This is a genomic window from Pulveribacter sp. (assembly GCF_032079985.1).
GTDB lineage: Bacteria > Pseudomonadota > Gammaproteobacteria > Burkholderiales > Burkholderiaceae_C > Melaminivora.
Genome location: NZ_DAMATK010000002.1, coordinates 502,964 through 527,586, shown reverse-complemented (window position 1 = coordinate 527,586; position 24,623 = coordinate 502,964). Strand labels below are relative to the sequence as shown.

The window sequence follows — 24,623 nt, the reverse complement described above, 5'->3', positions numbered from 1 at the left end:
TCAAGCGTTTGATGGGCAAGCGCTGGCAGCTATTGTTTGGATAGCAAAGAAAGACCCATGAACATCATTCCCGACATTCCCTCCATCGCCGACGCGGCGCTCGCCGCGCGGCTGCAGTCCCTCATCGACCACAAGACCAAGCCGCTGGGCTCGCTGGGCCGGCTGGAGACGCTGGCCGTGCGCATCGGCCTCATCCTGGGCAGCGAGGCGCCGGTGCTGCAGGCGCCGCAGATGCTGGTGTGCGCGGCCGACCACGGGCTGGCGGCGCGCGGCGTGTCCGCCTACCCCAGCGACGTGACGTGGCAGATGGTGCACAACTTCGTCACCGGCGGCGCCGCCGTGAGCGTGCTGGCGCGCCAGCACGGCCTGGGCCTGACGGTGGTGGACTGCGGCGTGCGCCACGACTTCGCGCCATACCCCGGCCTGGTGGTGCGCAAGATCGCCCCGGGCACGCAGGACGCCAGCACCGGCCCCGCCATGACCGCGGTGCAGTGCGAGGGCGCCATCGCCAACGGCCGGGACATCGTGCGCGCCCTGCCCGGCAACGCCCTGCTGCTGGGCGAGATGGGCATCGGCAACACCTCCAGCGCATCGCTGCTGCTGGCGCGGCTGACCGGCGCCGACGTGGCCGAGTGCACCGGCCCGGGCACGGGGCTGGATGCCGCCGGCGTGGCGCGCAAGGTGGCCGTGCTGCGCGAGGCGCTGGCCGCGAACGCGGGCGCGCGCGAGCCGCTGGCCGCGCTGGCTGCCCTGGGCGGCTTCGAAATCGCCACGCTGGTGGGTGCCGTGCTGCAGGCCGCCAGCGAGCGGCGCGTCATCGTGGTCGATGGCTTCATAACCAGCGCGGCGGTGCTGGTGGCGGCGCGCCTGGCCCCGGCGGTGTTGGAGCGCTGCGTGTTCTCGCACCGCTCCGGCGAGCAGGGCCACGGGTGCATGCTGGAGGCGCTGCAGGCCGAACCGCTGCTTCATCTCGGCCTGCGCCTGGGCGAGGGCTCGGGCGCGGCGCTGGCGTGGCCGCTGCTGCTGTCGGCCTGCGCCATCTTGCGCGAGATGGCCACCTTCGAGTCGGCGGGGGTGGCGACGGGCGGCTGAGCGCCCAGCGCGCGCGTGGCTTCAGCCCACGCAGGTCTGGTTGCGTCCCTGCGCCTTGGCGCGGTACAGCGCGGCATCGGCGCGCGCGAGCATGGCGTCCACCGAATCGTGCGCCCCCTGCCACTGGGACAGCCCGATGCTGACCTTGCAGTCCAGCGGATGCCCGCTGGACAGCGCGGCGTGGATGCGCTGCGCCAATACGCCTGCTGCCGCAGCGTCGGCGGCAGGTAACAGCGCGACAAACTCCTCGCCGCCATAACGGCCCAGCCGATCGGTGCGGCGCAGCGATGCCTGCACGGTCTGCACGAAATGCACCAATACCCGGTCACCATGCTGATGGCCGTGGGTGTCGTTGACGGTCTTGAAATGGTCCAGGTCCAGCATCAGCAGGCTGAACGGTTGCGGCTGGCGCAGAGCCCGGGCGTGTTCCTCTTCGCAGAACGCCAGGATCGCCCTGCGGTTCAGCGCGCCGGTCAGGCCGTCGTGCGTGGCCATGTGCTCGAACTCGGTGCGCATGCGCTCGGTGGCCAGCAGCACGGCGCCGATGGACAGCAGCAGCACGGTGAACACGTAGGCGCCGATGTAGAACGTATGCACGCCCGACGGCTCCATCAGGTCGCCAGCAGCGCCGCGCGATACGACCGCCGTCTGCAGGCGCACCAGCAGGATGACCAGGTGCACCAGCAGTGTGCACTGCACCAGGTAGGTGGCCAGGCTGCGCGTGCCCCGGCGCCACAGCAGCGCCAGCGTCCAGGCGTGCAGCGCCGCGATGGCGGCGGTCACCACGACCAGGCGCGACGGATAGGACGGCCAGGACCACGTAAACCAGCCCAGCACTGCCACCAGCGCCGCCAGGATGAGCGCGAACGGACGCTCCATGCGGCGAACGCCCAGGAAGTGCCGGCAGCCCAGGTGGAACATCCCGAAGCCCGCCAGCACGCAGGCATTGGCCACCAGCAGCGCAAGCTGGCCCACGACCGGGGGCGGCACCAGGTACAGGATGGCGCCCATGATCCACACCGCCGGCATGGCAGCCCACTGCCGCAGTCCGTGGATGTCCCGCGGATACTGTCGCTGCATGAAACCCAGCACCGCGCCCATGATCAGCGCCATGACGTTGCCCATGACGATCAGGGAGCGCGGGTCGAGGGACGTCATGGGCGAGAAACGGGCTGAAGGGGCGGGGCGTGCCAGTGTACGGGCTGCCTGCAGCCGTGCCACGGCATTGCAGCACCCCGGCGCCCACCCGGCGCGGGCCCTGGTCAAACAGCTGCGCCAGCACGCCGCTCCCGTCGGCTGGGGCTGCGCCCGCTGGCGCTGGAGCGGGCGCAGCGCAAGCCACGGGGCATGCCTGACGCGCCACGGCACGGCCAGGCAGAGCACCGTCGGCTGCTGGCAAAAGAACGCAGCGATGCCGCTGCCGCTGGCGCTGGAAACTGGTCAAAACAGAACGGCCAGGCCGCTCAGCAGGGTGGCGGCGTCTTGGGCTCGTAGTCGCACCAGCGCGCGACGATGCATTCCCAGCAGCGCGGCTTGCGCGCCTGGCAGACGTAGCGCCCGTGCAGCAGCAGCCAGTGGTGCGAGTCGGGCAGGAACTCGGCCGGCACGCGCCTGAGCAGGCCTTGCTCCACCGCCAGCGGCGTGGCGCCGGGCGCCAGGCCGGTGCGGTTGGACACGCGCAGGATGTGCGTGTCCACGGCCACGGCGGCCTCGCCGAACGCCGTGTTCAGCACCACGTTGGCTGTCTTGCGGCCCACGCCGGGCAGGGCCTCCAGTTCTTCGCGCGTGCGCGGCACCTGGCCGCCGTGGCGCTCGATCAGCAGCTGGCAGGTGGCCAGCAGGTAGCGCGTCTTGTTGCGGTACAGGTTGATAGTGGACAGGTAGCCCTCCAGCGCCTCGTGCCCCAGCCGCAGCAGCGCCTGGGGCGTGTTGGCGACGGGAAACAGCCGCCGCGTGGCCTTGTTCACGCTCACGTCGGTGGCCTGGGCCGACAGCAGCACGGCGGCCAGCAACTCGAACACGGTGGTGTATTCCAGCTCGGTGGTGGGGTGGGGGTTGGCGGCCCGCAGGGCGGTGAAGAAGGGGACGACGGCGCTGTCTTTCATGGCGCCCCGATTGTGGCGTGCCGGCCCAGCCCGCAGGCAACCTGTGCAGCGATTGGCGACAATGCCGGCTGCACCTTCGCGCCAACCCCATCCTTGATCACCGCTCCTATGCCGATTGCCTTTGCCGACCGTCTGAACCACGTAGAAACCTCCGCCATCCGCGAGCTGTTCAAGCTGCTGGGCAAGCCCGGCATCATCAGCTTTGCCGGCGGCTTTCCCGACAGCGCCATGTTCGACGTGGGCGGCATCCGCGAGGCCACCAGCCGCGCCCTGGCCGAGGAGCCCGGCGGCGCGCTGCAGTACGGTGCCACCGAGGGCTACCAGCCGCTGCGCGAGCAGCTGTCGGCCTTCATGGCGGCCAAGGGCGCGCACGGCGTGGCGCCGGACAACCTGATCGTCACCACCGGCAGCCAGCAGGCGCTGGACCTGCTGGGCAAGACGCTCATCAGCCCGGGCGACAAGGTCATCGTGGAAGGCCCCACCTTCCTGGCCACCATCCAGTGCTTTCGCCTGTACGGCGCCGAGCTGATCAGCGCGCCCATCGACGGCCAGGGCGTGAAGACGGACGCGCTGGAGGCACTCATTGCCGAGCACAAGCCGAAGTTTGTCTACCTGATCCCCACCTTCGGCAACCCCAGCGGCGCGCTGCTGAGCGCCGAGCGCCGCAAGGCCGTGCTGGAGATGGCCGTGCGGCATCAGACGCTGATCGTCGAGGACGATCCATATGGCGACCTGTATTTCGGCGACGCGCCCCCGCCCAGCCTGCTCGGCCTGTCGGCCAGCGTGCCCGGCAGCCGCGAGCTGCTGGTGCACTGCGGCAGCTTGAGCAAGGTGCTGTCGCCCGGCCTGCGCGTGGGCTGGATGATTGCGCCGCCCGAGCTGCTGGCCAAGGCCACCATGTGCAAGCAGTTCTCCGACGCACACACCAGCACCTTTGCCCAGGCCACGGCGGCCCAGTACCTCAAGGCCGGCCGCATGCCGGCCACGCTGGCCCATGTGCGTCAGGTGTATGCCGAGCGCGCCCAGGCCATGGGCGATGCGCTGCGGCGCGAGCTGGGCGACGCGATTGATTTCGTGCCGCCCCAGGGGGGCCTGTTCATCTGGGCGCGCCTGACGGGTGCGGGCGGCAAGGTGGCGGACGGCAACGTTTTTGCCAAGCGCGCCATCGACAAGGGCGTGGCCTTCGTGCCCGGCACGCCGTTCTACTGCGCCCACCCCGACCACGCCACGCTGCGCCTTTCGTTCGCCACGGCCGACGTGGACAAGATCCGCGAGGGCGTGGCGCGCCTGGGCCAGGCGGTGTGAAGCCTTTGCTGCTCAGGGCGATATCTTGAACGCGCGCACGCTGCTGGGGTGCCTGGCGCTGCTTTGCAGCGCCGCAGTCAGCGCGCAGGCGTCTGGGCCGACCGCCGCACCCGGTCCTGGTTTCGACTGTCGGCAGGCGCAGAGGGTGGTGGAGCACTGGATCTGTGCCGATCACGCGCTGATGCAGGCAGACCAGCGGCTGAACGCCAGCTATCGGACCGCCTTGGCCAAGCCCGATGGCGATGCGGCGCGGGCCGCTGTGCGGGCCGGGCAGCTGCGCTGGCTTCGCCAGCGCAACCGCTGCGACAGCCCGGACTGCGTGGCAGCGGCCTACGCGCAGCGCACGGCAGAGCTGCAGACGGCCAACCATCGTGTCCGGGTGCTCGACGGGGAAGCTTTTGCTCCGGTGTTTTCCCGCGTGCTGCCCTACGTCAACGACACCCGTGCCGTTTCTGGCATTCTCCTGCGGCGCGCAGAGCCTACGGCGTTCGAGGTGGTGCTAACCATCGACCCGGACGACGCCGGGCCATGGCGCGAGGGCGGGCCGGGCGTGCGCATGGCATGCTGGCCCCCCGACCGGCAGGAGGGCTACGCATCGCGGTTCCAGTACGCGGCACACTCGTGGGGAGACGCCTTTCGGCCTGTCGAGCAGGCCGGGCGCCCGGGCTTTGTCCTGCTGCGCTTCGTGGTGGGCAGAGACCTGCCTCTGAACGAAGACATCCTATGCACCGTGGCCCTGACCGAATGGTTGCTGGACCAGCCCAGCCAGCTCCACCTGCTGCAATCTCCTCCGTGACGCCCACCCGCCACCCCACCATGTCCGATCCCATCCACACCCCCAACGACATCGTCCAGCGGCTGGAAGCCTTGGAGATCAAGGCCAGCTTCACCGAAGACCTCGTGGACCAGCTCAACCTGACCATCTACCGGCAGCAGCAGCACATTGACGAGCTGCTGCGCGCCGTGGCGCTGCTGCGCCAGCAGATGCCCGAGGGCGGCGGCAGCACGGCCGTGCGCGACCTGCGCGACGAGCTGCCGCCGCACTATTGACCCGATCTCGGACAAGAAGGAACGCACGCATGCAATACCGCACCCTGGGCCGCAGCCCGCTGCAGGTCTCCGCCCTGTGCCTGGGCACCATGATGTTCGGCGACCAGACGCAGGAGGCCGAGGCCGCCGCCATCATCGCCCAGGCGCGCGAGCAGGGCGTGAACTACATCGACACGGCCGACGTGTACACCAAGGGTGCGTCCGAGGCCATGCTGGGCGGCCTGCTCAAAGGCCAGCGCCACGACTGGGTGCTGGCCACCAAGCTGGGCAACAACATGTCGGACCGGCCCAACGAAGGCCGCTACTCGCGCAGCTGGATGCTGCGCGAGGTGGAGGCCAGCCTGCAGCGTCTGCAGACCGACCACGTGGACATCCTGTACCTGCACCGCGACTACGAGACCTCGGACCTGGAGGAGCCGCTGTTCGCCATCGAGGCGCTGCTGCGCGCCGGCAAGATCCGCTACTGGGGCGTGTCCAACTTCCGCGCCTGGCGCATCGCCGAGCTGGTGCACGGCGCACGCCGCATCGGCATGCCCGGCCCGGTGGTCTGTCAGCCGTACTACAACCTGCTCAACCGCATGCCCGAGGTCGAGATCCTGCCCGCCTGCCAGCACTACGGCATGGGCGTGACGCCCTACAGCCCGGTGGCGCGCGGCGTGCTGACCGGCAAATACCTGCCCGACCAGGCGCCGGACGCCGCATCGCGCGCCGGGCGCGGCGACAGGCGCATGGGCGAAACCGAGTTCCGCGAACAATCCTTGCAGATCGCCCAGCGCCTGCTGCGCCACGCGCAGGAGCGCGGTGTGACGCTGGCGCAGTTCGCCACCGCCTGGGTGCTGGCGCACCGGGGCGTCAGCTCCGTCATTGCCGGGCCGCGCACGCTGGCGCAGTGGCAGGACTACCTGCCGGCGCTCGACTACCAGGTCACGGCTGAGGACGAGGCCATGGTGGACAGCCTGGTCGCGCCCGGCCACCCCTCCACGCCGGGCTACACCGACCCGGCCTATCCGCTGCAGGCGCGCCGCGCCTGAAGCCGCAAGCACCATGTACCCCTACGTTTTCGCGCTGCACGTGCTGGCCGCCACCATCTGGACCGGCGGCCATCTGGTGCTGGCGCTGGCCGTGCTGCCCAAGGCGCTGCGCTCGCGCTCACCGCAGACGCTGCTGCAGTTTGAACAGGCCTACGAGCATGTGGGCATGGCGGCGCTGGCCATCCAGGTGGCCACCGGCCTGTGGATGGCGCTGCAGCTGGTCCCCGACTGGGGGCAGTGGTTCAGCCCCGATACCGCCATGGAGCGGGCCGTGTCGCTCAAGCTGGCCCTGCTGGCCGCCACGGCGCTGGTGGCGGCGCATGCGCGTGCGCGTGTCATCCCCAATTTGAGCGCGCAGACCCTGCCGCTGATGGCCTGGCACGTGGGCGCCGTCACGCTGCTGGGCGTGGGCTTTGTGCTGACGGGCGTGGCCTTCCGCTACGGCGGCATCGGCGGCTGATGGACATCCCCGGCCTGGACCCGGCGCGCCTGGCACTGCTGCTGCAGCGCGAGATGCCGTTTGGCAAGCATCAGGGCACGGTCATTGCCGACCTGCCGGCCAACTACCTGCACTGGTTCGCCCGCGAGGGCTTTCCACGCGGCGAGATCGGCCAGTTGCTGGCGCTGATGTACGAGCTGGACCACAACGGCTTGCGCGACCTGCTGGCGCCGCTGCGGGCCGGCGGAGAAAATCAAAAACCATAGCTGCCCGCGCTTGGCTACCAAGCGCTGGAGGCATAAAACACTCTCAAACCGAGGAAGGCGCCGCAGGGCGGTTTCTCTCAAGGATTCTCATGCGCAAGACATTTCAGCTGCACATCGACGGCAAGCACCCCGACCGCGTCCTGGACGCCACCAAGCACGCCATCCGCAAATACCTGCGCCGCGAGCGCGGCCGCCCGCTGCCCGAGGGCGCGGACCACTGGGCGTTCGATTGCAAGCTGGGCCCGAACCAGGAGAGCGCCGTGGAGGTGCCCGTGGGCGCGCTGATCCAGCGGGTCGACGCCCTGGCAAGGGAGGGCGCTACGCATTTCTACCTGGAGATCCTGGCCCGTGCAGGCCACTGGCAGGCGCCGCCCGCCAAGGACGCTCCGGCGCCTGACGAGGGCGCCTGAGCCCTTCCGTCAGTCGTTGGCCTCGTCCGCTGCGGCAGCGGCTGCTGCGGCGGCGCGCAGCTTGTCCTTCTTGCTGGGGCGCCTGCCCTTGATGCCGCCCGTGCCCTGGGGAGCTGCGGCCGGCGCCTGGGCAGCGGTTTCGGTGGGCTCGAAGCCTGCGACCTGTTCGCGTGGCAGGGCCAGGTGCTGGCGCTTTTCGATCAGGCGGAAATGCGCCTCGGCGTCGGCCGTCACCAAGCTCACGGCCACGCCCACCTCGCCCGCGCGGCCGGTGCGGCCGATGCGGTGCACGTAGTCCACAGCCGAGCGGGGCAGGTCGTAGTTGACCACGGCGGGCAGCTGCGCGATGTCGATGCCGCGCGCGGCCAGGTCGGTGGTCACCAGCACCTGCCAGCGATCGTCCTTGAAGTCCTGCAGCGCCCGGTTGCGCGCGCCCTGGCTCAGGCCGCCGTGCAAGGGCGTGGCGTAGATGCCGGCCTGGTAGAGCTTGGCGGCCACGTGATCGGCCGCGTACTGGGTGGCGACGAACACCAGCACCCGCGGCCAGCCGTTCTCCTGGATGAGGTGGCGCAGCAGCTGGGTGCGGCGGTTGGCTTCCACGGCGATGGCGCGCTGGGTGATGGCCGGCGCGTTGCCCGGCGTGTGGGGCACTTCCACGCGCGCCGGGTCATGCAGCAGGCCGTCCGCCAGCGCCTGCACGGCGGGCGGGAAGGTGGCCGAGAAGAACAGGTTCTGGCGCCGGGCCGGCAGCAGGGCCAGCACGCGCTGCAACTCGTCGGCAAAGCCCAGGTCGAGCAACCGGTCGGCCTCGTCCAGCACCAGGTGGGCCACGGCGGACAGATGCAGCGCGTTGTGCTGCACCAGGTCGAGCAGGCGGCCCGGCGTGGCCACCACGACGTCGGCGCCGCCGCGCAGGCCCATCATTTGCGGGTTGATGGAGACGCCGCCGAAGACGACGGCCACTTTCAAGGGCGCCTGCAGGTGCTGGGCCAGGCCGCGCAGCACCTCGCCCACCTGGGCGGCCAGCTCACGCGTGGGCACCAGCACCAGGGCGCGCACGCGGCGCGGGCCGCCGGTGGCGCCCGGTTGCAATTGCTGCAGCAGGGGCAAGGCGAAGGCGGCGGTCTTGCCCGAGCCGGTCTGCGCGGCGCCCAGCAGGTCGCGGCCTTGCAGGATCTCCGGTATGGCTGCTGCCTGGATGGGGGTGGGCGTGGTCAGGCCCAGCCGGCTGACGGCATGGACGAGGGCTGGAGACAAGCCAAGAGAGGAAAACGACATGGGCAGGGCGACAGACGAACCGCGCATTGTCCACTGCAGTGGCTGCTGCCGGCGGCGGGCCTGCTTTTTTGCGCTACCGTTTCGGCCATGAAATCCTTGCGCGACATGGGAGGCCTGAGCGGGCTGGTCTATTCCACCGACGCCGGCCGCATGTGCCCCGGCTGCCGCCAGCCGGTGGCGCAATGCAGTTGCCAGTCCAGCCAGCCCGTGCCCACGGGCGGCGGCATCGTGCGCGTCTCGCGCGAGACCAAGGGCCGCGGCGGCAAGGCCGTCACCGTAGTCCGAGGCGTGCTGGCGGATGCGGCGGCGCTGGAGCAGCTGGGCAAGCAGCTCAAGGCGGCCTGCGGCAGCGGCGGCACGGTGAAGGAGGGGGTGATCGAGGTGCAGGGCGACCACGTCGAGCGCGTCATGGCCGCGCTGCAAAAGCAGGGCTACCAGGTCAAGCGCTCGGGCGGCTGAGGCCGCCCTCGGCGTCAGCCGCCGGAGCAGCCGCAGGCCGACGTGGAGCCGCAGCCCTGGGCAGCGGTAGGCTCGAACTGCGGGAACAGCACGTTGTTTTCCAGGTGGATGTGGTTGACCAGGTCGTCGGCCAGCTGCGCCAGGCCCGAGTACAGGGCGCGCCAGGTGTTGCAGGCGCCTGGCGGCGGGTTCATGTCGGTGGTCAGGCGGGCGATGTGCTCCAGCGCCTCGCCATGGTCGTTGTGCTCGGAGCGCATCACGCCAATGGGCTGGGCTACGAAGTCGTTGCCGCCGCGCGCCAGCATGGGAAACAGGATGGCTTCTTCCTTGTGCATGTGCGAGAGCAGCTCCTGCTCCATGTCCTCCAGCACGTCGGCCAGGCCGGCCGGCACGTCGGGGTTGCCGCGGTGCACGGCCTCCACCCGGCGGGCCATGTGGATCAGTTCGGGCAACTGCTGGCGGTGCACCTCGTGGTAGCGCGAGATGATGTGCTGAACCAGCTCGGCTGGCGTGCCGGCCTCGGGCAGGGTGTCGGGGCGCTGCAAGGCCGAGAGCTCCTGCACCACGGCCTGCAGGTCCAGCCCCTTTTCGGCCGTGGCCTGGCGCAGGCTGACCTGGCCGCCACAGCAAAAGTCCAGCTTCAGGCGGCGAAACACCGCCGTGGCGCCGGGCAGCTGCACGGCGATCTGGCCGATGGCCTGGCTGGGGTCGAGGGTGGGAGCGGCTTCCGCAATGGCGGTCATGGCGTAGGGTCCTTAAAAGTACAAGTGGCGTGAATATTTTAGATCATTAAAATTCACTGCAGCTGAACCTTTTTACCCCGCAAGGGCGCCATCACCATGCGACTGACCCAATGGACCGATTACACGCTGCGCGTACTGATGTACTGCGCCGCCTGCCAGGAGCGGGCGCATCCGGTCACCATCACCGAGGTGGCGCAGGCGCACGGCATCTCCCGCAGCCACCTGACAAAGATCGTGCAGCAGCTGGCCGCCAAGGGCCTGCTGGACACCACGCGCGGGCGCGGCGGCGGCATGCGGCTGATGCGTCCGGCCAGCGAGATCAACATCGGTGCGGTGGTGCGCTCCACCGAGACCGATTTCGACATGGTCGAGTGCTTCAACGACGAGTACAACACCTGCCGTATGAGCATGCACTGCGGCCTGAGGAACCTGCTGGGGCAGGCCACTCAGGCCTATCTGGCAGTGCTGGACGCCGTTACCCTGGCCGACCTGGTTCCGCCCAAGGGCGAGACGGCGCAGGCCGTGCATTCGCTGCGCTTCATGCCCGGCTTGCCGGTGCCGGCCTGAGCGGCCCGTCCGGCGCATCCTCCAGCCACTCCCGCGCTGCGGCCATCACGCATTGGGTGAGGCGCGTCAGCGACTGCTGCGCGCTGCGCGGGTGCGCCCAGTACAGCGGCACGTCCAGGTGGGCGCCGGGCGCCAGCTCCACCAGTACGCCGCTGGCCAGCTGCCCGGCGATCAGCACCGTGGGGTGCATGCCCCAGCCCATGCCGACCTCGCAGGCGCGCACGTAGCCAAAGTTGGACGGCAGGAAGTGGCGTGGCGCGTGCGTGCGCGAGGCCAGGCCCTGGGCCTGAAGCCACTGGTCCTGCAGGCGGTCCTTGCGGTCGTAGGTCATGATGGGCGCGCGCCCCAGGGCGGCAGCGGTCACGCCGTCGCCGAAGTGCCGCGCCACGAAGTCCGGGCTGGCCGCGGCCACGTAGCGCATGGTGCCCAGCGCCCAGGTGTTGCAGCCGGCAATGGCCGTGCCCGTGGCCGTGACGGCAGCGATCACCTCGCCGTCGCGCAGGCGCTCTCCGGTGTGCTCCTGGTCGTCGATGCGCAGGTCCAGCAGCTCGTTGCCGCCGGCGGTGAAGGCGGCCATGGCGTCCATGAACCAGGTGGACAGGGAGTCCGCGTTCACCGCCAGCTGCAGCGTGGGTGCGGGCGCGGCGGCGTCGTCCGCCAGCAGCTCGGGGTTGGCGCGGCGCAGTTCGTTTTCCAGCAGCTGCACCTGCTCCAGGTGCAGACACAGGCGGCGCCCGGCCTCGGTGCCGGTGCAGGGTGTGCCGCGCAGCACCAGCACCTGGCCTGCGCGCTCCTCCAACTGCTTGACGCGCTGCGACACGGCCGAGGGCGTGACGTGCAGCCGCCGCGCCGCGCGCTCGAAGCTGCCCTCGCGCAGCACGGCCGCCAGGGCCTGCAGTCCGGTGTAGTCGAGCATTAAGCGTTCCTAACGGTCGTTCAGGATTTTGAAGTGTACGTAAACCGTGCGCCGGCCTACGATGGCCCGCATGTTCACCTCTGCCGCCGCCTCCTCGTCCTGGATCACGGGTTTCACCGTGTGCCTGTCGCTGATCGTTTCCATCGGCGCGCAGAACCTTTACGTGCTGCGCCAGGCCGTGCAGGGCGAGCACGTGCGCGCCTGCGTGGCCTGGTGCGTGGCCAGCGACGTGTTGCTGGTCACGGTGGGCGTGGCGGGCATGGCGCAGCTGCTGGGCAGCTCGCCCACGCTGGCGCAGTGGCTGCAGTGGGGCGGGGCGCTGTTTTTGCTGGGCTACGGGCTGTATGCCTGGCACCGGGCCTTCTTCGCGCCCGGCCAGGGGCTGCAGACCGGCGATGGGCGCGTGGCCCGCGGCCTGCTCGGCGTCATCAGTGGCCTGGCCGTCATCACGCTGCTGAATCCGCACGTGTACCTGGATACAGTAGTGCTCATCGGTTCCATCGGCGCGCGCCAGGACGGCTGGCTCAAGGCGGTGTTCGTACTGGGTGCTGCCTCGGCCAGTCTGACGTGGTTTCTGGTGCTGGCCTTTGCCGGGCGCCGGCTGCAGCGGCTGTTTGCCAACCCGCGTGCCTGGCAGGTGCTGGATGCCCTCACCGGCGCCATGATGTTCGTGCTGGCCTGGTGGGTCGGGCGCGCCGCCTGATAGGCAAAAGGCGCGGCGCTTCAGTCGCGCCGGCGCAGCAGCTCGTACAGGCCCAGCAGAAGCACCGAGCCGGCAGCCGCCGCGATCCAGCCCAGCCAGTCGCCGGGTGCGAACAGCCGCGCCGCCACGCCCACATAAGTGGCCAGCAGGGCGCCGCAAATGCCCAGCAGGGCGCTGAGGAACCAGCTGCGCGCCGGGCGCTGCGGAGGACTGAACAGGTGGCCAAGCAGGCCGAGGGCGAAGCCGATGGCTACCACGCCAAGAAAGGTCGTCATGGGCAAGCGCGAAGTACGAGCCTGGACTCTAAGGGCGTAAAGCGGCCGCGCGGCGCTGGTGCGCGTCGCGAACTGTCAACAACTTTGAAAACCCGCCTGCCGGCGGCCAGGCGCCGGGGCGTCAGGGCAGGGCGGAGGTATTGGCCAGGAGGGCTGGGACTTGCGCCTCGTCGGCGTCCATGGCCACCCGGCGGGCGCCGTTGAAGCGCCGCTGCCAGTAGCGCGAGCCCATGTCTTCGACTCGCACCTGCGCGCCGCTGCGCGGGGAGTGGATGAACTTGCCCTCGCCCAGGTAGATGCCGACGTGGCTGAAGGCGCGGCGCATGGTGTTGAAGAACACCAGGTCGCCGGGCTGCAGGTCTTTCTTGTCGATGACTTTGGTGGCGGCGGCCTGCTCGCTGGCGCGGCGCGGCAGGACCAGGCCCTTGGCCTGCTCGAACGCGGCGCGCACGAAGCCGCTGCAGTCAAAGCCGATTTCGGCGCTGGTGCCGCCGCGGCGGTAGGGCACGCCGACGAAGCCCATGGCCGTGGTGATGAGCTCGGAGGTGCGGTCCGCCACGTTGTGGCGAACGTCCTGCAGCTGGGTGATGAGGGTGGCCCGGTCGGCGCTGCTACGCTCCGCGTTATCGGCAGGAGAGGCGTAAGCGTTTGCGCAAACCAGTAACAACAAGCACAGCCAACGAGACATGGGGCGCGAGGGTAGCACGGGGCGCTCGTTTCACGGCCTGCAAGAATGTTGCAAAACGTTGAATCTTTTCAATGGCTTTTGCGGTGCGATGCAGGCAGTCTTCGGCTGGCGGGCGGCCTGCCGCAGCGCCTCCGCGCCCGGGGGAATACATGCGAAAAGTGCCTCTAACCCTTGCCAGTAAAGCGCTAGCAGCTCTTTTTTCAATAGCGATTGTGCAGACCTGGGCAGCCGATCAGCCTGGCGCCCCCTTGCCGGCGCCCCAGGACGGCCGGGTGAGCGTGGTGGCCCGCGGGCTGGAGAACCCCTGGGCCGTGGCCTTCCTGCCGCAGGGGCGCTTCCTGGTCACCGAGCGGCCGGGCCGCATGCGCATCGTCCAGCCCGACGGCCGCTTGGGGCCGCCCCTGTCCGGTCTGCCGAAAGTGGCGGCGGGCGGGCAGGGCGGCCTGCTGGACGTGGTGACGGACCGCGACTTCGCCCGCAGCCGGCGGGTGTTCTTCTGCTATGCCGAGCCCGGCGCCGACGCCCGCACCAACAGCACCGCCCTGGCCAGCGCCGTGCTGTCCGAGGACGAGAGCGCGCTGCAGCAGGTGAAGGTGCTGTTCAGCCAGCAGCCCAAGGTGGCCAGCCAGATGCACTTCGGCTGCCGCATCGTGCAGGCGCCGGACGGCAACCTGTTCCTGGCCCTGGGCGAGCGCTTTTCCCGCAAGGAGGATGCCCAGCGTCTGGACAACCACCTGGGCAAGGTGGTGCGCATCGCGCCCACCGGCGGCCCGGCCGACGGCAACCCTCTGGTGGGGCGCGCCGGTGCCCTGCCCGAGATCTGGAGCTGGGGCCACCGCAATCCGCAGGGCGCCGCCTGGGGCCCGGACGGTCGGCTGTGGGTCCATGAGCACGGCCCGCAGGGCGGTGACGAGATCAACCGCCCCGAGGCCGGGCGCAACTACGGCTGGCCGGTCGTTACCTATGGCGAGAACTACGGCGGCGGACATATCGGCGAGGGCACGCACAAGGCCGGCATGGAGTCGCCGCTGCACTGGTGGGTGCCGTCCATCGCACCCTCGGGCATGGCGTTTTTGACCAGCGACCGCTATGGGCCGGCGTGGCGCGGCAGCCTGTTCGTCGGCGCGCTCAAGGCGCAGCGGCTGCACCGCCTGCAGCTCGAAGGCGCCCGGGTGGTGCGCGACGAATATCTGCTGACGGCCTTGGGCGCGCGCATCCGCGACGTGCGCCAGGGGCCGGACGGCTGGCTGTACCTGCTCACGGACAGCGGCGACGGCCAGTTGCTGCGCCTGCTGCCCGCCGCGAGAGGACAATCGGCCGCAACCACGGCCCCGCCGACCGATTGACCGTTTGAACAGAGACCCTCCCATGCTGCTTGACGCCCTTGATTCCCAACTCGTGCTGGTGGACTACCAGGAGCGCCTGATGCCGGCCATCTTCGAAGGCCCGGCCGTGCTGGCCAACGCGCGCCGGCTGGCGCAGGTGGCGCAGCTGCTGGACGTGCCCGTCTGGGGCACGGAGCAAAACCCCTCGCGCCTGGGGCCCAACGACGCCGCACTGCGCGCCCTGTGCCAGCGCACCCTGGCCAAGATGCACTTCAGCGCCGCCGAGGAAGGCCTGTCCGAATGGCTGCGCCCGCCGGCCCGACCGCAGGGCGGCAACGCCCGCAGTCTGCCGCGCCACCTGCAAAAGCAGCGCGAGCAGGCACCGCAGGAGGGCCGCGCCAGCATCGTCATCGCCGGCTGCGAGGCCCACGTGTGCCTGCTGCAGACAGCACTGGATTTGCTCGAGGACGAATTCGAGGTCTGGGTGGTGACGGACGCCTGCGGCTCGCGCACCGAGCGCAGCCGCGACGCTGCCTTCGACCGCCTGGCCGGTGCCGGCGCCGAGCTGGTGACCACCGAGATGGTGGCCTTCGAGTGGCTGCGCGGCTGCGAGCACCCCGCCTTCAAGGACGTGCTGGCGCTGGTGAAATAGACAATACAGATTTTTTGGCCTCCAGCCCTTGCTGGACAAGCGCTGGAGGCTATGAAAACCATAGTAGCCCGCACTCGTCACCACTCCGTTGCCCGTCAGCTATCCGCAAGCGCCCTGTGAATAATTATGAATTTTGCATGACTGACCCGCCGCACAGGCCCGGCGCCCACGACCGCAAGCAAGCACCCAAGGAGACAACGCCATGACCACCGACGCCACCGGTTTTGCCGAGTTCCATCGCCGCTCCATCGAAGACCGCGACGCTTTCTGGGCCGAGCAGGCCCGCCTGATCGACTGGCAGCAGTCGCCCGAGGTGATCTGCGAGTACGACAACCCGCCGTTCGCCAAGTGGTTCGTGGGCGGCACCACCAATCTGTGCCACAACGCCGTCGACCGCCACGTGACGGCACGCGGCGCGCAGAACGCGCTGGTGGCGATCTCCACCGAAACCAACACCGAGCGTGCCTACACCTACGCCGAGCTGCACGCCGAGGTGCAGCGCATGGCGGCGGTGCTGCAGTCGCTGGGCGTCAAGCAGGGCGACCGGGTGCTGATCTACATGCCCATGGTGGCCGAGGCGGCGTTCGCCATGCTGGCCTGCGTGCGCATCGGGGCCATCCATTCGGTGGTGTTTGGCGGCTTTGCCTCGTCGTCGCTGGCCTCGCGCATCGAGGACGCCGAGCCCACCGTGATCGTCAGCGCCGACGCCGGTTCGCGCGGCGGGCGCGTCGTGGCCTACAAGCCGCTGCTGGACGAGGCCATCGAGCTGTCGGCGCACAAGCCTGCCGCCGTACTGCTGGTGAACCGCGGCCTGGCCCCGGCTGCCATGCGCGCCGGGCGCGACCACGACTGGGCGGCACTGCGCGAGCGGCACATAGATGCGCAGGTGCCCTGCGTCTGGGTCGAGTCCACCCACCCCAGCTACACGCTGTACACCAGCGGCACAACCGGCAAGCCCAAGGGCGTGCAACGCGACACGGGCGGCTACACGGTGGCGCTGGCCTCCAGCATGCGCACCATCTTCCCGGCCCAGCCCGGCGACACGTATTTCTGCACCAGCGACATCGGCTGGGTGGTGGGGCACAGTTACATCATCTATGCGCCCCTGATCGCGGGCATGACCACCATCCTGTATGAGGGCCTGCCGGTTCGGCCGGACGCCGGCATCTGGTGGAGCCTTGTCGAGAAGTACCAGATCACCCACATGTTCTCGGCACCCACGGCGGTGCGGGTGCTCAAAAAACAGGACCCCGAGTACCTGACGAAGTACGACATCAGCAGCCTGAAAGCTCTGTGGCTGGCTGGCGAGCCGCTGGACGAGCCCACGGCCACCTGGATCAGCGGCGCCCTGGGCGTTCCCATCATCGACAACTACTGGCAGACGGAGACCGGCTGGCCCATCCTCACGCTGTGCAACGGCGTCGAGCAGCAGCCCTCGCGCTTCGGCAGCCCGGGCAAGGCGGTGTACGGCTACGACGTCAAGCTGATCGACGAAGCCACGGGCCAGGAGCTGACCGAACCCCACCAGAAGGGCGTGGTGGCCATCGAAGGCCCGCTGCCCCCCGGCTGCCTGCAGACCGTGTGGCGCAATGACGAGCGCTTCGTCAACACCTACTGGAAGAGCATCCCCGGCCGGCTGATCTACAGCACCTTCGACTGGGGCGTGCGCGACGAGGACGGCTACTACTTCATCCTGGGCCGCACCGACGACGTGATCAACGTGGCCGGCCACCGCCTGGGAACGCGCGAGATTGAGGAATGCATCGCCGGCCACCCTGGCATCGCCGAAGTGGCGGTAGTGGGTGTGGCCGACCCGGTGAAGGGCCAGGTGGCCATGGCCTTCGCCGTGCCGCGCGACGCCGCCGCCGTGGCCGACGATGCGGGCCGCCAGGCGCTGGAGGCCGAGGTCATGAAGCAGGTGGACCACAACCTGGGCGCCGTGGCCCGGCCGGCGCGCGTGCTGTTCGTGGGCCTGCTGCCCAAGACCCGCAGCGGCAAGCTGCTGCGCCGCGCCCTGCAGGCCGTGGCCGAGCGGCGCGACCCGGGCGACCTGACGACGATGGAAGACCCGGCGGCGCTGCAGCAGATCCAGGCTCAGCTCGGCTGAGGCCATCTGCTGCCTCAAAAACAATAGCTGCCAGCGCTTGTCCAATAAGCGCTGGAGGCTGTTTTGAGCGATATTTCACCGGGCCCGCTCAGGGCCCGGTTGCCGTTTCCAGCCACTGCGCCGGAGCCTGCCACTGGCGCGCCCAGACGGTGAACTCATCCAGCGGCATGGGCCGGGCGATGCAGTAGCCCTGGGCCAGCGCGCAGCCCATGGCGAGCAGCATGCGGCCCTGTTCCACGGTCTCCACGCCCTCGGCGATGACCTCGCAGCCGAAGGAGCGGCTCAGCCCGATGACGCCCTGCACGATGGCGCGGTCACCCGCGTCGTTCAGCATGCCGGTCACGAAGCTGCGGTCCAGCTTGAGGTGGTCCACCGGCAGTCGGCGCAGGTAGGCCAGCGACGAGTAGCCGGTGCCAAAGTCGTCGAAGGCGATGCCAACGCCCTGCGCGCGCAGGCGCGCCAGTTCGCGCGCGGCGTGGTCGATGTCGTACAGGGCGGCGCTCTCCGTCAGCTCCAGCTGCAGCAGGTGCGCCGGCAGCCGCGGATGGCGTGCCAGGCGCTCCAGCATCCAGTCGGCAAAGCCTTCGCTGTGCAGGTGCTCGGGCGTGATGTTGACGCTGACCGGCAGCGGCTGGCCGGCGTGGGCCAGCTGGCCGATGAGGGCCAGGGCCTCGTCCACCACCCATTGCCCGAAGGCCTGCTGCAGCCCGTCGTGGCCGTCCAGCAGGGGCAGGAAGCGGATGGGCGGCAACAGGCCCTCGTCCGGGTGGTTCCAGCGCACCAGGGCCTCGGCGCCCACCACGGTGCCGCGGCACATGTCCACCTTGGGCTGCAGGTGCAGCACCAGTTCACCCGCGGCGATGGCCTGGGCCAGGCGGGCGCAGGCGCCCTGGCGGGCCTGATGCTCGCGTTCGTGCGCGGCGTCGAAGGCGTGGTAGCGGTTGCGCCCGGCCTGCTTGGCCGCGTACATGGCCTGGTCGGCATGGCGCAGCAGGGCATCGGCGTCGGCGCCGTCGTCGGGGTACAGGGTGTAGCCGATGCTGGCCGTGACCGCCACCCGCTCGCCATCCAGCGGATAGGGCGCGGACACGCTGTCCATCACTGCCTGCAGGCGCGATTCGCACTCCGCGCCGTCAGTCAGGGCCGGCAACAGCACGACGAATTCGTCGCCGCCCAGCCGCGCCACGCAGTCTCCGGGTCGCAGGGCGTGCTGCAGGCGCTGCGCCACCATGACCAGCAGCCGGTCGCCGGCGGCGTGGCCCAGGCGGTCGTTCACGGGCTTGAAGCCGTCCAGGTCCAGGTAACCCACGCCCAGGTGGGTGCCGTCCGCGTGGCTCTGGCGCATGCCCTCCTGCAGCCGCCGCTCCAGCAGCACCCGGTTGGGCAGGCCGGTGAGCGCGTCATAGTGGGCCATGCGCTCGAGCTGCTGCTCCTGCGTGCGCTGGCTGCTGACGTCGATGGACATGCCCACCATGCGCAGCGGCTCGCCGTGCTCGTTCCAGGCAACGATCTTGCCCAGGCTGCGCACCCAGCGTCTGCCCTGGGCGGTGGCGATGCCCTGCAGCGTCACGTCGAAGGGCACGGCCGGGTTGGCCTTGTGGCGCGACAGCTCGCGCACCACTTCCAGCATGTCCGCCTGGGTCAGCGCCAGGTTCCAGGCCACGGGGCCGGGCGGCTCCTGCGCAGGCAGGCCGAGCAGTTCGCGCCAGCGCGCATCGCCGCTGATGGTGCCCTCGGTCAGATCACAGTCCCACAGGCCCAGGGTGGCGGCGGCGATGGTCAGCGACAGCAGTTCTTCGCGCTCGCGCACGCGCTGCTCGGTCTGTTTGCGCTCGGTGATGTCGTGCAGCACGAACAGCCAGCAGTCCTCGCCGTTCAGTTCGATCGGACTGAGCGACTGCAGGATGGTGCGCCGCTCGCCCGAGGCGATGGTGATCTCCATCTCGTGGCCGACCAGCTCGCCACTGTCTCCGGCCGCAGCCATCATGGTGCGGCGCATCTGCGGCGTGCAGATGCCCAGCTCGATGGAGGATCTGCCCAGCGACTGCTCGCGCGTGTAGCCCACGGCCTGCTCCCAGGCCGGGTTGACGTCCAGGTACACGCCGTCACGGCGCCTGGAGAAACCCAGCGGCGAGGGCAGCAGGTGGAAGACCCGGGCCAGCCGTTCCTCGGACGCGCGCAGGCGCTCGGCGGCGCGGCGCACCTCGTCGATGTCCTGCAGGATGCCGCGGATGCGCACCACCTGCCCGCCTTCCACCACCGGCTCGCCACGGGCGCGCACCCACAGGTGGCGACCGTCGGCGCGCTGGATCTGCATCTCCGCCTGCCAGGTGCGGCGCTCGTGCAGGCAGCGGCGCAGCTCCTCGCGGACCTGCTCGCGCCATTCGGGCAGGACGAAGGTGTCCAGGTACCGGCGCGGCAGGGCCGAGCCCGGCTCCAGGCCGTGGATGTGAAAGCACACGTCCGACCAGTAACTCAGCCCCTTGCCGGGGACGTTCTCCCACACGCCCAGGCGGGCCATCCAGCCGGCCTCGCGCAGCAGGCGGTTGGCGGCCAGCAGCTCCTGGCGCACCTGCCGCTCCTGCGTCAGATCGTGGAAGACGAATACCAGGCACTCCTGGCCATCGATGTGCGCCGAGCGGCCCGACATCAGCCCCTCCACCGGCTCGCCGGCGCGGTGCACGGTCACCGGCAGGCCGCGCACCTCGCCGTCGGTGGTCAGGGCGTGCAGCAGGCGCTGGCGCTCCTCCTTGTCGTCCCAGATGCCCAGCTCCAGCGAGGTGCGCCCGAGGATGGAGCCGCGCGGCAGGCGGATCAGCCGCTCGAAAGCCGGGTTCACGTCGACGTAGCGCCCGCTGTCCAGGTGGGTGATGCCAGCCGCATCGGGCAGCGTCTGGTAGATGGTGGTGTATTTGGTTTCCGAGGCCTTCAGCGCCTCGCGCTGCTCCCGCTGCTCGGTGATGTCCAGGTCCATGCCCGCCAGGCGCAACACCCGGCCGCTGGCGTCGAGCTGCACCGCACGCCCGCGCGTGATGACCCAGCGCCAGCGGCCCTGCTCGTCGCGGATGCGGTATTCGGCCTGCACCGACGCCTCCTGGCCGGTCAGCACGCGCCGCAGGTAGGGCGCTAGGCGGCGCAGGTCCTCGGGGTGGTGGTGGTCGCGGCTCCAGCGGCGGCAATGGCGGCTGCGTGCCAGCATCTGGGCCAGCCTGCCGGCGCCCTCGTCCGGGCTGTCGGGCAGGCCGAAGCGGCGGTACAGGGTGCCGCCGTAGGACAGGCGCTGCTCACGCACGTCCCACTCCCAGCGCCCGCCGCCGGTGGCGCGCAGGGCGGCCACCAGTTCTTCCTCGCGCTGGGCCAGGGCCCGCAGCGTACGGGCGCGCACGTACAGCAGGCGCACGCCCCCACTGAGCAGGGCCACGTCGATCACATAGCCCCAGGGCAGGAGGCCGGCCAGCCAGTCCTGCCCTGGCAGCGGGCGCGGCAGACCGGGAAACGCCCAGGCGGACAAGGCCAGTGGCAGCGTGGCGGCCAGTCCGGCCACCGCCACCCAGCCGTTCACCAGCCTGCGCCGCAGCAGCCACCACCACAGGCCGCCCAGGGCCGCGCTGGCCGCCGCGGCCGCTGCCCCCGCCAGCGCAACGCCCAGGCCGGGCATGCCGCCGAACCCCAGGCCCGGCAGCGCCGCCACGGCCGCCGCCGCGCCGGCGACCGGCCCCCACAGAAAGGCCGCCGACGCCACCAGGGTGGGATGGATGAAGAGCGGGCCGGGCAGGCCCGAGTGGACGGCATGCAGCGCCAATAGCAGCGAAGCCGCACCGCAGGCCAGGCCCAGCGCCAGCCGTAGCCTGCGCCGCGGCTGCGCCAGCCAGCCCTGGGGCAGTGCCGCGGCGATGCCCAGCACCAGCAGATGCACCATGCCCGACAGCAGCAGCGCGCTGCTCATGCCGCGTCCCGCGCCCAGGCCGGCGGCTGCGCCAGGCCGGCGGGCTCCCGTGGCTGGAAGGAGGAGGGCGGCGCGGGCGGAGAGGGCAACATGTATCAGAGTGTATTGTGCCCTGGCTGCCCTGACGAGTGCTAACCGGGCGCCGGGCGGCGCCGGCCGATCAGACCGGTCGAGAGCATGGTGCCGCAGACGATGACGGCGCCGCAGCCGACCATCCAGGCGGTGACGCGCTCGTCCAGGAAGACGGCGCCGTAGAACACGGCGAACACCGGTGCGAGATAGGTCACGGCCAGGGCACGGCTGGCGCCAGCCCGCTCGATCAGGCGGAAGTACAGCAGGTAGGCGATGCCGGTGCACAGCACGGCGATGGCGGCCACCGCTGCCCAGGCGCGCAAGCTGGGCATGCGCGCGGGCCAAGCCCACAGGGTGGGCAGCGCCAGGGCCAGGGCAGCGCCGATCTGGCTGCCCGTGGCGCTGGCCATGGGCGGAACGCCCCGGAGGTGGCGCTGGGCAAAGCTGGCTGCCAGCCCATAGCAGGTCGAGGCAGCCAGGCAGGCCGCGACGGCCCAGCCGGCCTGCACTGACGCCCCACCTCCCGCGCCGGCCGGCGCGCGCCAGGCCAGCAGCGCCACACCGATGAAGCCCAGGGCCAGGCCGGCCCAGCGCAGCCCCCGGATGCGCTCACCCAGCCACAGCCAGGCGATCAGGGCACCGAACAGCGGCACTGCGGCGTTCAGGATGGACGTCAGACCCGTGGGGATGTGCAGCACCGCCCAGGCGAACAGCGCGAACGGGATGGCCGAGTTGATCACCCCCGCCAGCAGCACCACGCGCCAGTGCCGGCGCAGGGCCGGCCATTCGCCGCGGTGCACCAGCAGCGGCAGCAGGAACAGGGCGGCCAGCGTTACGCGCAGGCCAGCCGTGGGCAGCGGGCCGAACTCGGCCGCGCCCAGGCGCATGAAGAGAAAGGAAGCGCCCCACAGGCTGGACAGCAACACGAAATCACCCAGCCATGAGGACGCGGGCAGGGCGGGGGCGGCGAGGGGCGAGGCGGTGGAGCTCATGCAGGATGGGGTACGGCAGGCGACAGGAAGGCCGGCGCCGCGGCGCGGGCGTCCGGCGCGGCCTCCAGCTGCAGCAGCGCGGCCTTGCGCGGCAGGCCACCGGCATAGCCCGTCAGCGCGCCACCAGCGCCCACCACGCGGTGGCAGGGCACGATCACGCTCAACGGGTTGCGCCCGACAGCGGCGGCCACGGCCCGCACGGCGCGCGGTTGGCCCAGGGACAGGGCCAGCGCGCCGTAGCCCACGGTGGCGCCGCGCGGTATGGCCCGCAGCGCGTGCCAGACCGCCTGCTGGAAGGGCGTGCCCCCGGACAGGTCCAGCGGCAGCTCGAAGCGGGTGCGGCGCCCGGCCAGGTAGTCGGCCAGCTGCGCTGCGGCGGCGCACAGCACGGGCTGGGTGGGCTCGTGCGGCCAGGCGTCCGCGCCCTGCAACCGGTCCGGCAGATGGCGCTGGCCGTCAAACCACAGGCCGGCCAGGCCGACAGGGCTGGCCGCCAGATGGACGTCGCCCAGCACCGTGGCGACACGGCATTGCACGAGAGGCGAAGAAGGCAGTCGGGCGGGCATGGTGGTGACCTCCATTAAATGCGAAATTGGCCTTTTGCGCTTACCAGACAAGCGCTGGCAGCTATGGATTTGGTAGTGATGGGGCCACGCCCGACCAGGCGCGCAGGGCGCCGTAGCTGCGCCAGGGGCGCCAGGCCTCGGCCGCGGCCAGGGCGGAGCGGGCGGGCTGGGGCGTGCCGCGCACGCCCAGGGCGTTGTGCAGCGCAACGTCGCCTGCGGGAAAGGCGTCGGGCCAGCGCAGGGCGCGCATGGCGATGTACTGGGCCGTCCAGTCGCCGATGCCGGGCAGTTCGCGCAGCGCGGCCATGGTGGCGGGCACGTCGGCGCTGGCGTCCAGCACCAGCTGGCCGCTGGCAACCCCCTGCGCCAGGGCCAGGATGGCCGCCTGGCGCTGGCGCACGATGCCCAGCTGGCCCAGGTCGTCGGGCGAGGCCTGCGCCAGCACCGCGGCGCTGGGAAACAGCCAGCGCAGCTCGGGCCAGGGCGTGGCGATGGGCTCGCCGAAACGCTCCAGCACCCGCTGCGCCAGCGTGCGCGCGGCGGCCACGGTGACCTGCTGGCCCAGCACGGCCTGCACGGCCAGCTCAAAGCCGTCCATCGTGCCCGGTACGCGCAGGCCTTCGCCACCCTCGAAGAACGGCTGCAGTACGGCGTGGATGGCGGCCGGGTCGGCGTCCAGGTCCAGCAGGCCGCGCACCCGGCCGATCAGCTGGGGCAGAGCCGGCAGCAGGCCGTCGCTGGCCGCCAGCAGCACGCAATGGCGCGGCAGATCGAAGCGCAGCTCGATCCAGCCGGACGCACTGCGATGGCCGTTGGCCAGGCGCACGGTGCGGCGCAGCCGCTGCTCGGCGGCGGTGTTGCATACATCCTCCAGCCCATGCAGCTGGCGCGTGGCGAACCAGGCCAGCAGGCTGTGCGCGTCGTAGGGCGGGCGCAGGCCCAGCCGCACCGGGCGGGCGGCGCCGGCGCCCGTCGCGCCTTCGCGGCGCAGCTGGCTGGGCGCCAGGCCGTAGTGGCTGGCAAAAGCGTCGTTGAAGCGGCGCACGCTGGCGAAGCCGGCGGCCAGGGCCACCTCGGTCACCGGCAGCCGGGTGTCGGCCAGCAGCTGCTTGGCCGCCAGCAGGCGGCGCGTGTGCAGCCAGCGCTGCGGCGACACTCCCAGCGCCGCCTGGAAGATGCGCCGCAGGTGCCGGTCGCTCACGCCCAGGCGCGCGGCCAGCTGGGCCACCAGGGCGCGGCCGCCGGCCTCGCTCCAGGCCTCGGGGGCGTTCAGCAGGCGCAGGGCCTGCTGCACCAGGATGCTGGTGGCGTCCTGTACCGACCAGGCCAGCGCCTGGGGCGCCAGCTCCGGCCGGCAGCGCAGGCAGGGGCGAAAGCCGGCCGCCTCGGCCTGGGCCGCCATGGTGAAGAAGCGGCAGTGCTCGCGCCGCGGCGTGCGCACGGCGCAGACCGGGCGGCAGTAGATGCCGGTGGAGGTCACGCCGGTGAAAAAGCGCCCGTCGAAGCGCGCGTCCCGGGCCTTCAGGGCCAGGTAGCGGGCGTCGTCTTCATCCAGGTCCGGCGGGACGGGCAGGGCGTCGGTCATGGGTCCATGATAGGCATCCGGGGCGCGCTGGCTGGCCGTTTTCGGACCTGC

General features: G+C 70.8%; 25 protein-coding genes. 14 read left to right on the top strand and 11 right to left on the bottom strand.

What is annotated here, in order from left to right; genetic code table 11:
- Nucleotides 1–57 precede the first annotated feature (57 nt).
- The gene (cobT, locus tag RT282_RS08715; protein ID WP_313313263.1) at nucleotides 58–1,092 is read left to right on the top strand and encodes a nicotinate-nucleotide--dimethylbenzimidazole phosphoribosyltransferase; all 1,035 of its coding nucleotides are present in this window, start codon (nucleotides 58–60) and stop codon (nucleotides 1,090–1,092) included.
- A gap of 21 nt (nucleotides 1,093–1,113) precedes the next feature.
- Here the strand turns inward: cobT and RT282_RS08710 are convergent, their stop codons facing one another.
- Both RT282_RS08710 and nth read right to left on the bottom strand, forming a co-directional pair.
- The gene (locus RT282_RS08710) at nucleotides 1,114–2,250 is read right to left on the bottom strand and encodes a GGDEF domain-containing protein (protein ID WP_313313262.1); all 1,137 of its coding nucleotides are present in this window, start codon (nucleotides 2,248–2,250) and stop codon (nucleotides 1,114–1,116) included.
- Between the two features lie 305 nt (nucleotides 2,251–2,555).
- Nucleotides 2,556–3,197: an endonuclease III gene (gene nth / locus RT282_RS08705; RefSeq protein WP_313313261.1), complete on the bottom strand. Its 642-nt coding sequence runs from the start codon at nucleotides 3,195–3,197 to the stop codon at nucleotides 2,556–2,558.
- A gap of 114 nt (nucleotides 3,198–3,311) precedes the next feature.
- Here nth and RT282_RS08700 point away from each other — a divergent pair, with 114 nt between their 5' ends.
- The 7 genes from RT282_RS08700 (at nucleotide 3,312) to RT282_RS08670 (ending at nucleotide 7,698) form a co-directional block, all read left to right on the top strand.
- Nucleotides 3,312–4,502, top strand: a complete 1,191-nt coding sequence (locus RT282_RS08700) for a PLP-dependent aminotransferase family protein (RefSeq protein ID WP_313314012.1) — start codon at nucleotides 3,312–3,314, stop codon at nucleotides 4,500–4,502.
- 25 nt (nucleotides 4,503–4,527) lie between these two features.
- The gene (locus RT282_RS08695; protein WP_313313260.1) at nucleotides 4,528–5,298 is read left to right on the top strand and encodes a lysozyme inhibitor LprI family protein; all 771 of its coding nucleotides are present in this window, start codon (nucleotides 4,528–4,530) and stop codon (nucleotides 5,296–5,298) included.
- 20 nt (nucleotides 5,299–5,318) lie between these two features.
- Nucleotides 5,319–5,552: a SlyX family protein gene (locus RT282_RS08690; protein WP_313314010.1), complete on the top strand. Its 234-nt coding sequence runs from the start codon at nucleotides 5,319–5,321 to the stop codon at nucleotides 5,550–5,552.
- Nucleotides 5,553–5,581: 29 nt separating this feature from the next.
- Complete coding sequence (locus RT282_RS08685; protein ID WP_313313259.1) at nucleotides 5,582–6,583, top strand: aldo/keto reductase; 1,002 nt, start codon at nucleotides 5,582–5,584, stop codon at nucleotides 6,581–6,583.
- Nucleotides 6,584–6,596: 13 nt separating this feature from the next.
- Nucleotides 6,597–7,043, top strand: coding sequence for a CopD family protein (locus RT282_RS08680; RefSeq protein WP_313313257.1), 447 nt, complete (start codon nucleotides 6,597–6,599; stop codon nucleotides 7,041–7,043).
- Between the two features lie 14 nt (nucleotides 7,044–7,057).
- Nucleotides 7,058–7,288: a DUF3820 family protein gene (locus tag RT282_RS08675; protein ID WP_313314007.1), complete on the top strand. Its 231-nt coding sequence runs from the start codon at nucleotides 7,058–7,060 to the stop codon at nucleotides 7,286–7,288.
- Nucleotides 7,289–7,377: 89 nt separating this feature from the next.
- Complete coding sequence (locus RT282_RS08670) at nucleotides 7,378–7,698, top strand: DUF6172 family protein (protein ID WP_313313256.1); 321 nt, start codon at nucleotides 7,378–7,380, stop codon at nucleotides 7,696–7,698.
- 9 nt (nucleotides 7,699–7,707) lie between these two features.
- Here the strand turns inward: RT282_RS08670 and RT282_RS08665 are convergent, their stop codons facing one another.
- Nucleotides 7,708–8,976 carry a DEAD/DEAH box helicase gene (locus tag RT282_RS08665; protein WP_313314004.1) on the bottom strand — a complete coding sequence of 423 codons (1,269 nt, stop codon included), beginning with the start codon at nucleotides 8,974–8,976 and terminating at the stop codon, nucleotides 7,708–7,710.
- A gap of 87 nt (nucleotides 8,977–9,063) precedes the next feature.
- Between RT282_RS08665 and RT282_RS08660 the strand changes: the two genes are divergently transcribed.
- Nucleotides 9,064–9,435: a translation initiation factor Sui1 gene (locus tag RT282_RS08660; protein ID WP_313313254.1), complete on the top strand. Its 372-nt coding sequence runs from the start codon at nucleotides 9,064–9,066 to the stop codon at nucleotides 9,433–9,435.
- A gap of 14 nt (nucleotides 9,436–9,449) precedes the next feature.
- Here the strand turns inward: RT282_RS08660 and ytfE are convergent, their stop codons facing one another.
- Nucleotides 9,450–10,178 carry an iron-sulfur cluster repair protein YtfE gene (gene ytfE / locus RT282_RS08655; RefSeq protein ID WP_313313252.1) on the bottom strand — a complete coding sequence of 243 codons (729 nt, stop codon included), beginning with the start codon at nucleotides 10,176–10,178 and terminating at the stop codon, nucleotides 9,450–9,452.
- A 96-nt stretch (nucleotides 10,179–10,274) separates the two neighbouring features.
- Between ytfE and RT282_RS08650 the strand changes: the two genes are divergently transcribed.
- Entirely contained in the window at nucleotides 10,275–10,745 is a 471-nt protein-coding gene (locus RT282_RS08650; protein WP_313313250.1) for an Rrf2 family transcriptional regulator, read from the top strand.
- Here RT282_RS08650 and RT282_RS08645 read toward each other — a convergent pair.
- Nucleotides 10,717–11,661 carry an HTH-type transcriptional regulator ArgP gene (locus tag RT282_RS08645; protein ID WP_313313249.1) on the bottom strand — a complete coding sequence of 315 codons (945 nt, stop codon included), beginning with the start codon at nucleotides 11,659–11,661 and terminating at the stop codon, nucleotides 10,717–10,719. The two genes, RT282_RS08650 and RT282_RS08645, sit on opposite strands and share 29 nt — an antisense overlap.
- Nucleotides 11,662–11,731: 70 nt before the next feature.
- On the opposite strand from RT282_RS08645, the gene RT282_RS08640 reads away from it, so the two are divergent.
- Entirely contained in the window at nucleotides 11,732–12,364 is a 633-nt protein-coding gene (locus RT282_RS08640) for a LysE/ArgO family amino acid transporter (protein WP_313313247.1), read from the top strand.
- Nucleotides 12,365–12,384: 20 nt separating this feature from the next.
- On the opposite strand, the gene RT282_RS08635 is transcribed toward RT282_RS08640, so the two are convergent.
- Together RT282_RS08635 and RT282_RS08630 are read right to left on the bottom strand one after the other, a co-directional pair.
- Nucleotides 12,385–12,639, bottom strand: coding sequence for a GlsB/YeaQ/YmgE family stress response membrane protein (locus RT282_RS08635; protein WP_312304415.1), 255 nt, complete (start codon nucleotides 12,637–12,639; stop codon nucleotides 12,385–12,387).
- Nucleotides 12,640–12,760: 121 nt separating this feature from the next.
- Nucleotides 12,761–13,327 carry a C40 family peptidase gene (locus tag RT282_RS08630; RefSeq protein WP_313313245.1) on the bottom strand — a complete coding sequence of 189 codons (567 nt, stop codon included), beginning with the start codon at nucleotides 13,325–13,327 and terminating at the stop codon, nucleotides 12,761–12,763.
- A gap of 149 nt (nucleotides 13,328–13,476) precedes the next feature.
- Between RT282_RS08630 and RT282_RS08625 the strand changes: the two genes are divergently transcribed.
- The 3 genes from RT282_RS08625 (at nucleotide 13,477) to RT282_RS08615 (ending at nucleotide 17,411) form a co-directional block, all read left to right on the top strand.
- Nucleotides 13,477–14,673: a PQQ-dependent sugar dehydrogenase gene (locus tag RT282_RS08625; RefSeq protein WP_313313243.1), complete on the top strand. Its 1,197-nt coding sequence runs from the start codon at nucleotides 13,477–13,479 to the stop codon at nucleotides 14,671–14,673.
- 22 nt (nucleotides 14,674–14,695) lie between these two features.
- Nucleotides 14,696–15,304: an isochorismatase family protein gene (locus RT282_RS08620; protein ID WP_312304421.1), complete on the top strand. Its 609-nt coding sequence runs from the start codon at nucleotides 14,696–14,698 to the stop codon at nucleotides 15,302–15,304.
- Between the two features lie 202 nt (nucleotides 15,305–15,506).
- Entirely contained in the window at nucleotides 15,507–17,411 is a 1,905-nt protein-coding gene (locus tag RT282_RS08615; RefSeq protein ID WP_313313241.1) for a propionate--CoA ligase, read from the top strand.
- Between the two features lie 88 nt (nucleotides 17,412–17,499).
- On the opposite strand, the gene RT282_RS08610 is transcribed toward RT282_RS08615, so the two are convergent.
- The 4 genes from RT282_RS08610 to RT282_RS08595 all read right to left on the bottom strand — a co-directional run bounded on the left by RT282_RS08610 (nucleotide 17,500) and on the right by RT282_RS08595 (nucleotide 24,572).
- Nucleotides 17,500–21,357: an EAL domain-containing protein gene (locus RT282_RS08610; RefSeq protein WP_313313239.1), complete on the bottom strand. Its 3,858-nt coding sequence runs from the start codon at nucleotides 21,355–21,357 to the stop codon at nucleotides 17,500–17,502.
- A 131-nt stretch (nucleotides 21,358–21,488) separates the two neighbouring features.
- Nucleotides 21,489–22,421 (bottom strand): DMT family transporter, encoded by a 933-nt coding sequence (locus RT282_RS08605; protein ID WP_313313237.1) that lies wholly within the window; start codon nucleotides 22,419–22,421, stop codon nucleotides 21,489–21,491.
- Nucleotides 22,418–22,987 carry a methylated-DNA--[protein]-cysteine S-methyltransferase gene (locus RT282_RS08600; protein ID WP_313313236.1) on the bottom strand — a complete coding sequence of 190 codons (570 nt, stop codon included), beginning with the start codon at nucleotides 22,985–22,987 and terminating at the stop codon, nucleotides 22,418–22,420. Before RT282_RS08600 ends, RT282_RS08605 begins: the two co-directional genes overlap by 4 nt.
- A 61-nt stretch (nucleotides 22,988–23,048) precedes the next feature.
- Complete coding sequence (locus tag RT282_RS08595; RefSeq protein WP_313313235.1) at nucleotides 23,049–24,572, bottom strand: DNA-3-methyladenine glycosylase 2 family protein; 1,524 nt, start codon at nucleotides 24,570–24,572, stop codon at nucleotides 23,049–23,051.
- Nucleotides 24,573–24,623: the final 51 nt, after the last annotated feature.

Excerpts from the sequence above, each read along its gene's own strand:
- cobT (WP_313313263.1), top strand. The coding sequence starts at position 58 with ATGAACATCATTCCCGACATTCCCTCCATCGCCGACGCGGCGCTCGCC.
- RT282_RS08710 (WP_313313262.1), bottom strand. The coding sequence starts at position 2,250 with ATGACGTCCCTCGACCCGCGCTCCCTGATCGTCATGGGCAACGTCATG.
- nth (WP_313313261.1), bottom strand. The coding sequence starts at position 3,197 with ATGAAAGACAGCGCCGTCGTCCCCTTCTTCACCGCCCTGCGGGCCGCC.
- RT282_RS08690 (WP_313314010.1), top strand. The coding sequence starts at position 5,319 with ATGTCCGATCCCATCCACACCCCCAACGACATCGTCCAGCGGCTGGAA.
- RT282_RS08685 (WP_313313259.1), top strand. The coding sequence starts at position 5,582 with ATGCAATACCGCACCCTGGGCCGCAGCCCGCTGCAGGTCTCCGCCCTG.
- RT282_RS08680 (WP_313313257.1), top strand. The coding sequence starts at position 6,597 with ATGTACCCCTACGTTTTCGCGCTGCACGTGCTGGCCGCCACCATCTGG.
- RT282_RS08670 (WP_313313256.1), top strand. The coding sequence starts at position 7,378 with ATGCGCAAGACATTTCAGCTGCACATCGACGGCAAGCACCCCGACCGC.
- RT282_RS08665 (WP_313314004.1), bottom strand. The coding sequence starts at position 8,976 with ATGTCGTTTTCCTCTCTTGGCTTGTCTCCAGCCCTCGTCCATGCCGTC.
- RT282_RS08660 (WP_313313254.1), top strand. The coding sequence starts at position 9,064 with ATGAAATCCTTGCGCGACATGGGAGGCCTGAGCGGGCTGGTCTATTCC.
- ytfE (WP_313313252.1), bottom strand. The coding sequence starts at position 10,178 with ATGACCGCCATTGCGGAAGCCGCTCCCACCCTCGACCCCAGCCAGGCC.
- RT282_RS08650 (WP_313313250.1), top strand. The coding sequence starts at position 10,275 with ATGCGACTGACCCAATGGACCGATTACACGCTGCGCGTACTGATGTAC.
- RT282_RS08645 (WP_313313249.1), bottom strand. The coding sequence starts at position 11,661 with ATGCTCGACTACACCGGACTGCAGGCCCTGGCGGCCGTGCTGCGCGAG.
- RT282_RS08640 (WP_313313247.1), top strand. The coding sequence starts at position 11,732 with ATGTTCACCTCTGCCGCCGCCTCCTCGTCCTGGATCACGGGTTTCACC.
- RT282_RS08635 (WP_312304415.1), bottom strand. The coding sequence starts at position 12,639 with ATGACGACCTTTCTTGGCGTGGTAGCCATCGGCTTCGCCCTCGGCCTG.
- RT282_RS08630 (WP_313313245.1), bottom strand. The coding sequence starts at position 13,327 with ATGTCTCGTTGGCTGTGCTTGTTGTTACTGGTTTGCGCAAACGCTTAC.
- RT282_RS08625 (WP_313313243.1), top strand. The coding sequence starts at position 13,477 with ATGCGAAAAGTGCCTCTAACCCTTGCCAGTAAAGCGCTAGCAGCTCTT.
- RT282_RS08620 (WP_312304421.1), top strand. The coding sequence starts at position 14,696 with ATGCTGCTTGACGCCCTTGATTCCCAACTCGTGCTGGTGGACTACCAG.
- RT282_RS08615 (WP_313313241.1), top strand. The coding sequence starts at position 15,507 with ATGACCACCGACGCCACCGGTTTTGCCGAGTTCCATCGCCGCTCCATC.
- RT282_RS08610 (WP_313313239.1), bottom strand. The coding sequence starts at position 21,357 with ATGAGCAGCGCGCTGCTGCTGTCGGGCATGGTGCATCTGCTGGTGCTG.
- RT282_RS08605 (WP_313313237.1), bottom strand. The coding sequence starts at position 22,421 with ATGAGCTCCACCGCCTCGCCCCTCGCCGCCCCCGCCCTGCCCGCGTCC.
- RT282_RS08600 (WP_313313236.1), bottom strand. The coding sequence starts at position 22,987 with ATGCCCGCCCGACTGCCTTCTTCGCCTCTCGTGCAATGCCGTGTCGCC.
- RT282_RS08595 (WP_313313235.1), bottom strand. The coding sequence starts at position 24,572 with ATGACCGACGCCCTGCCCGTCCCGCCGGACCTGGATGAAGACGACGCC.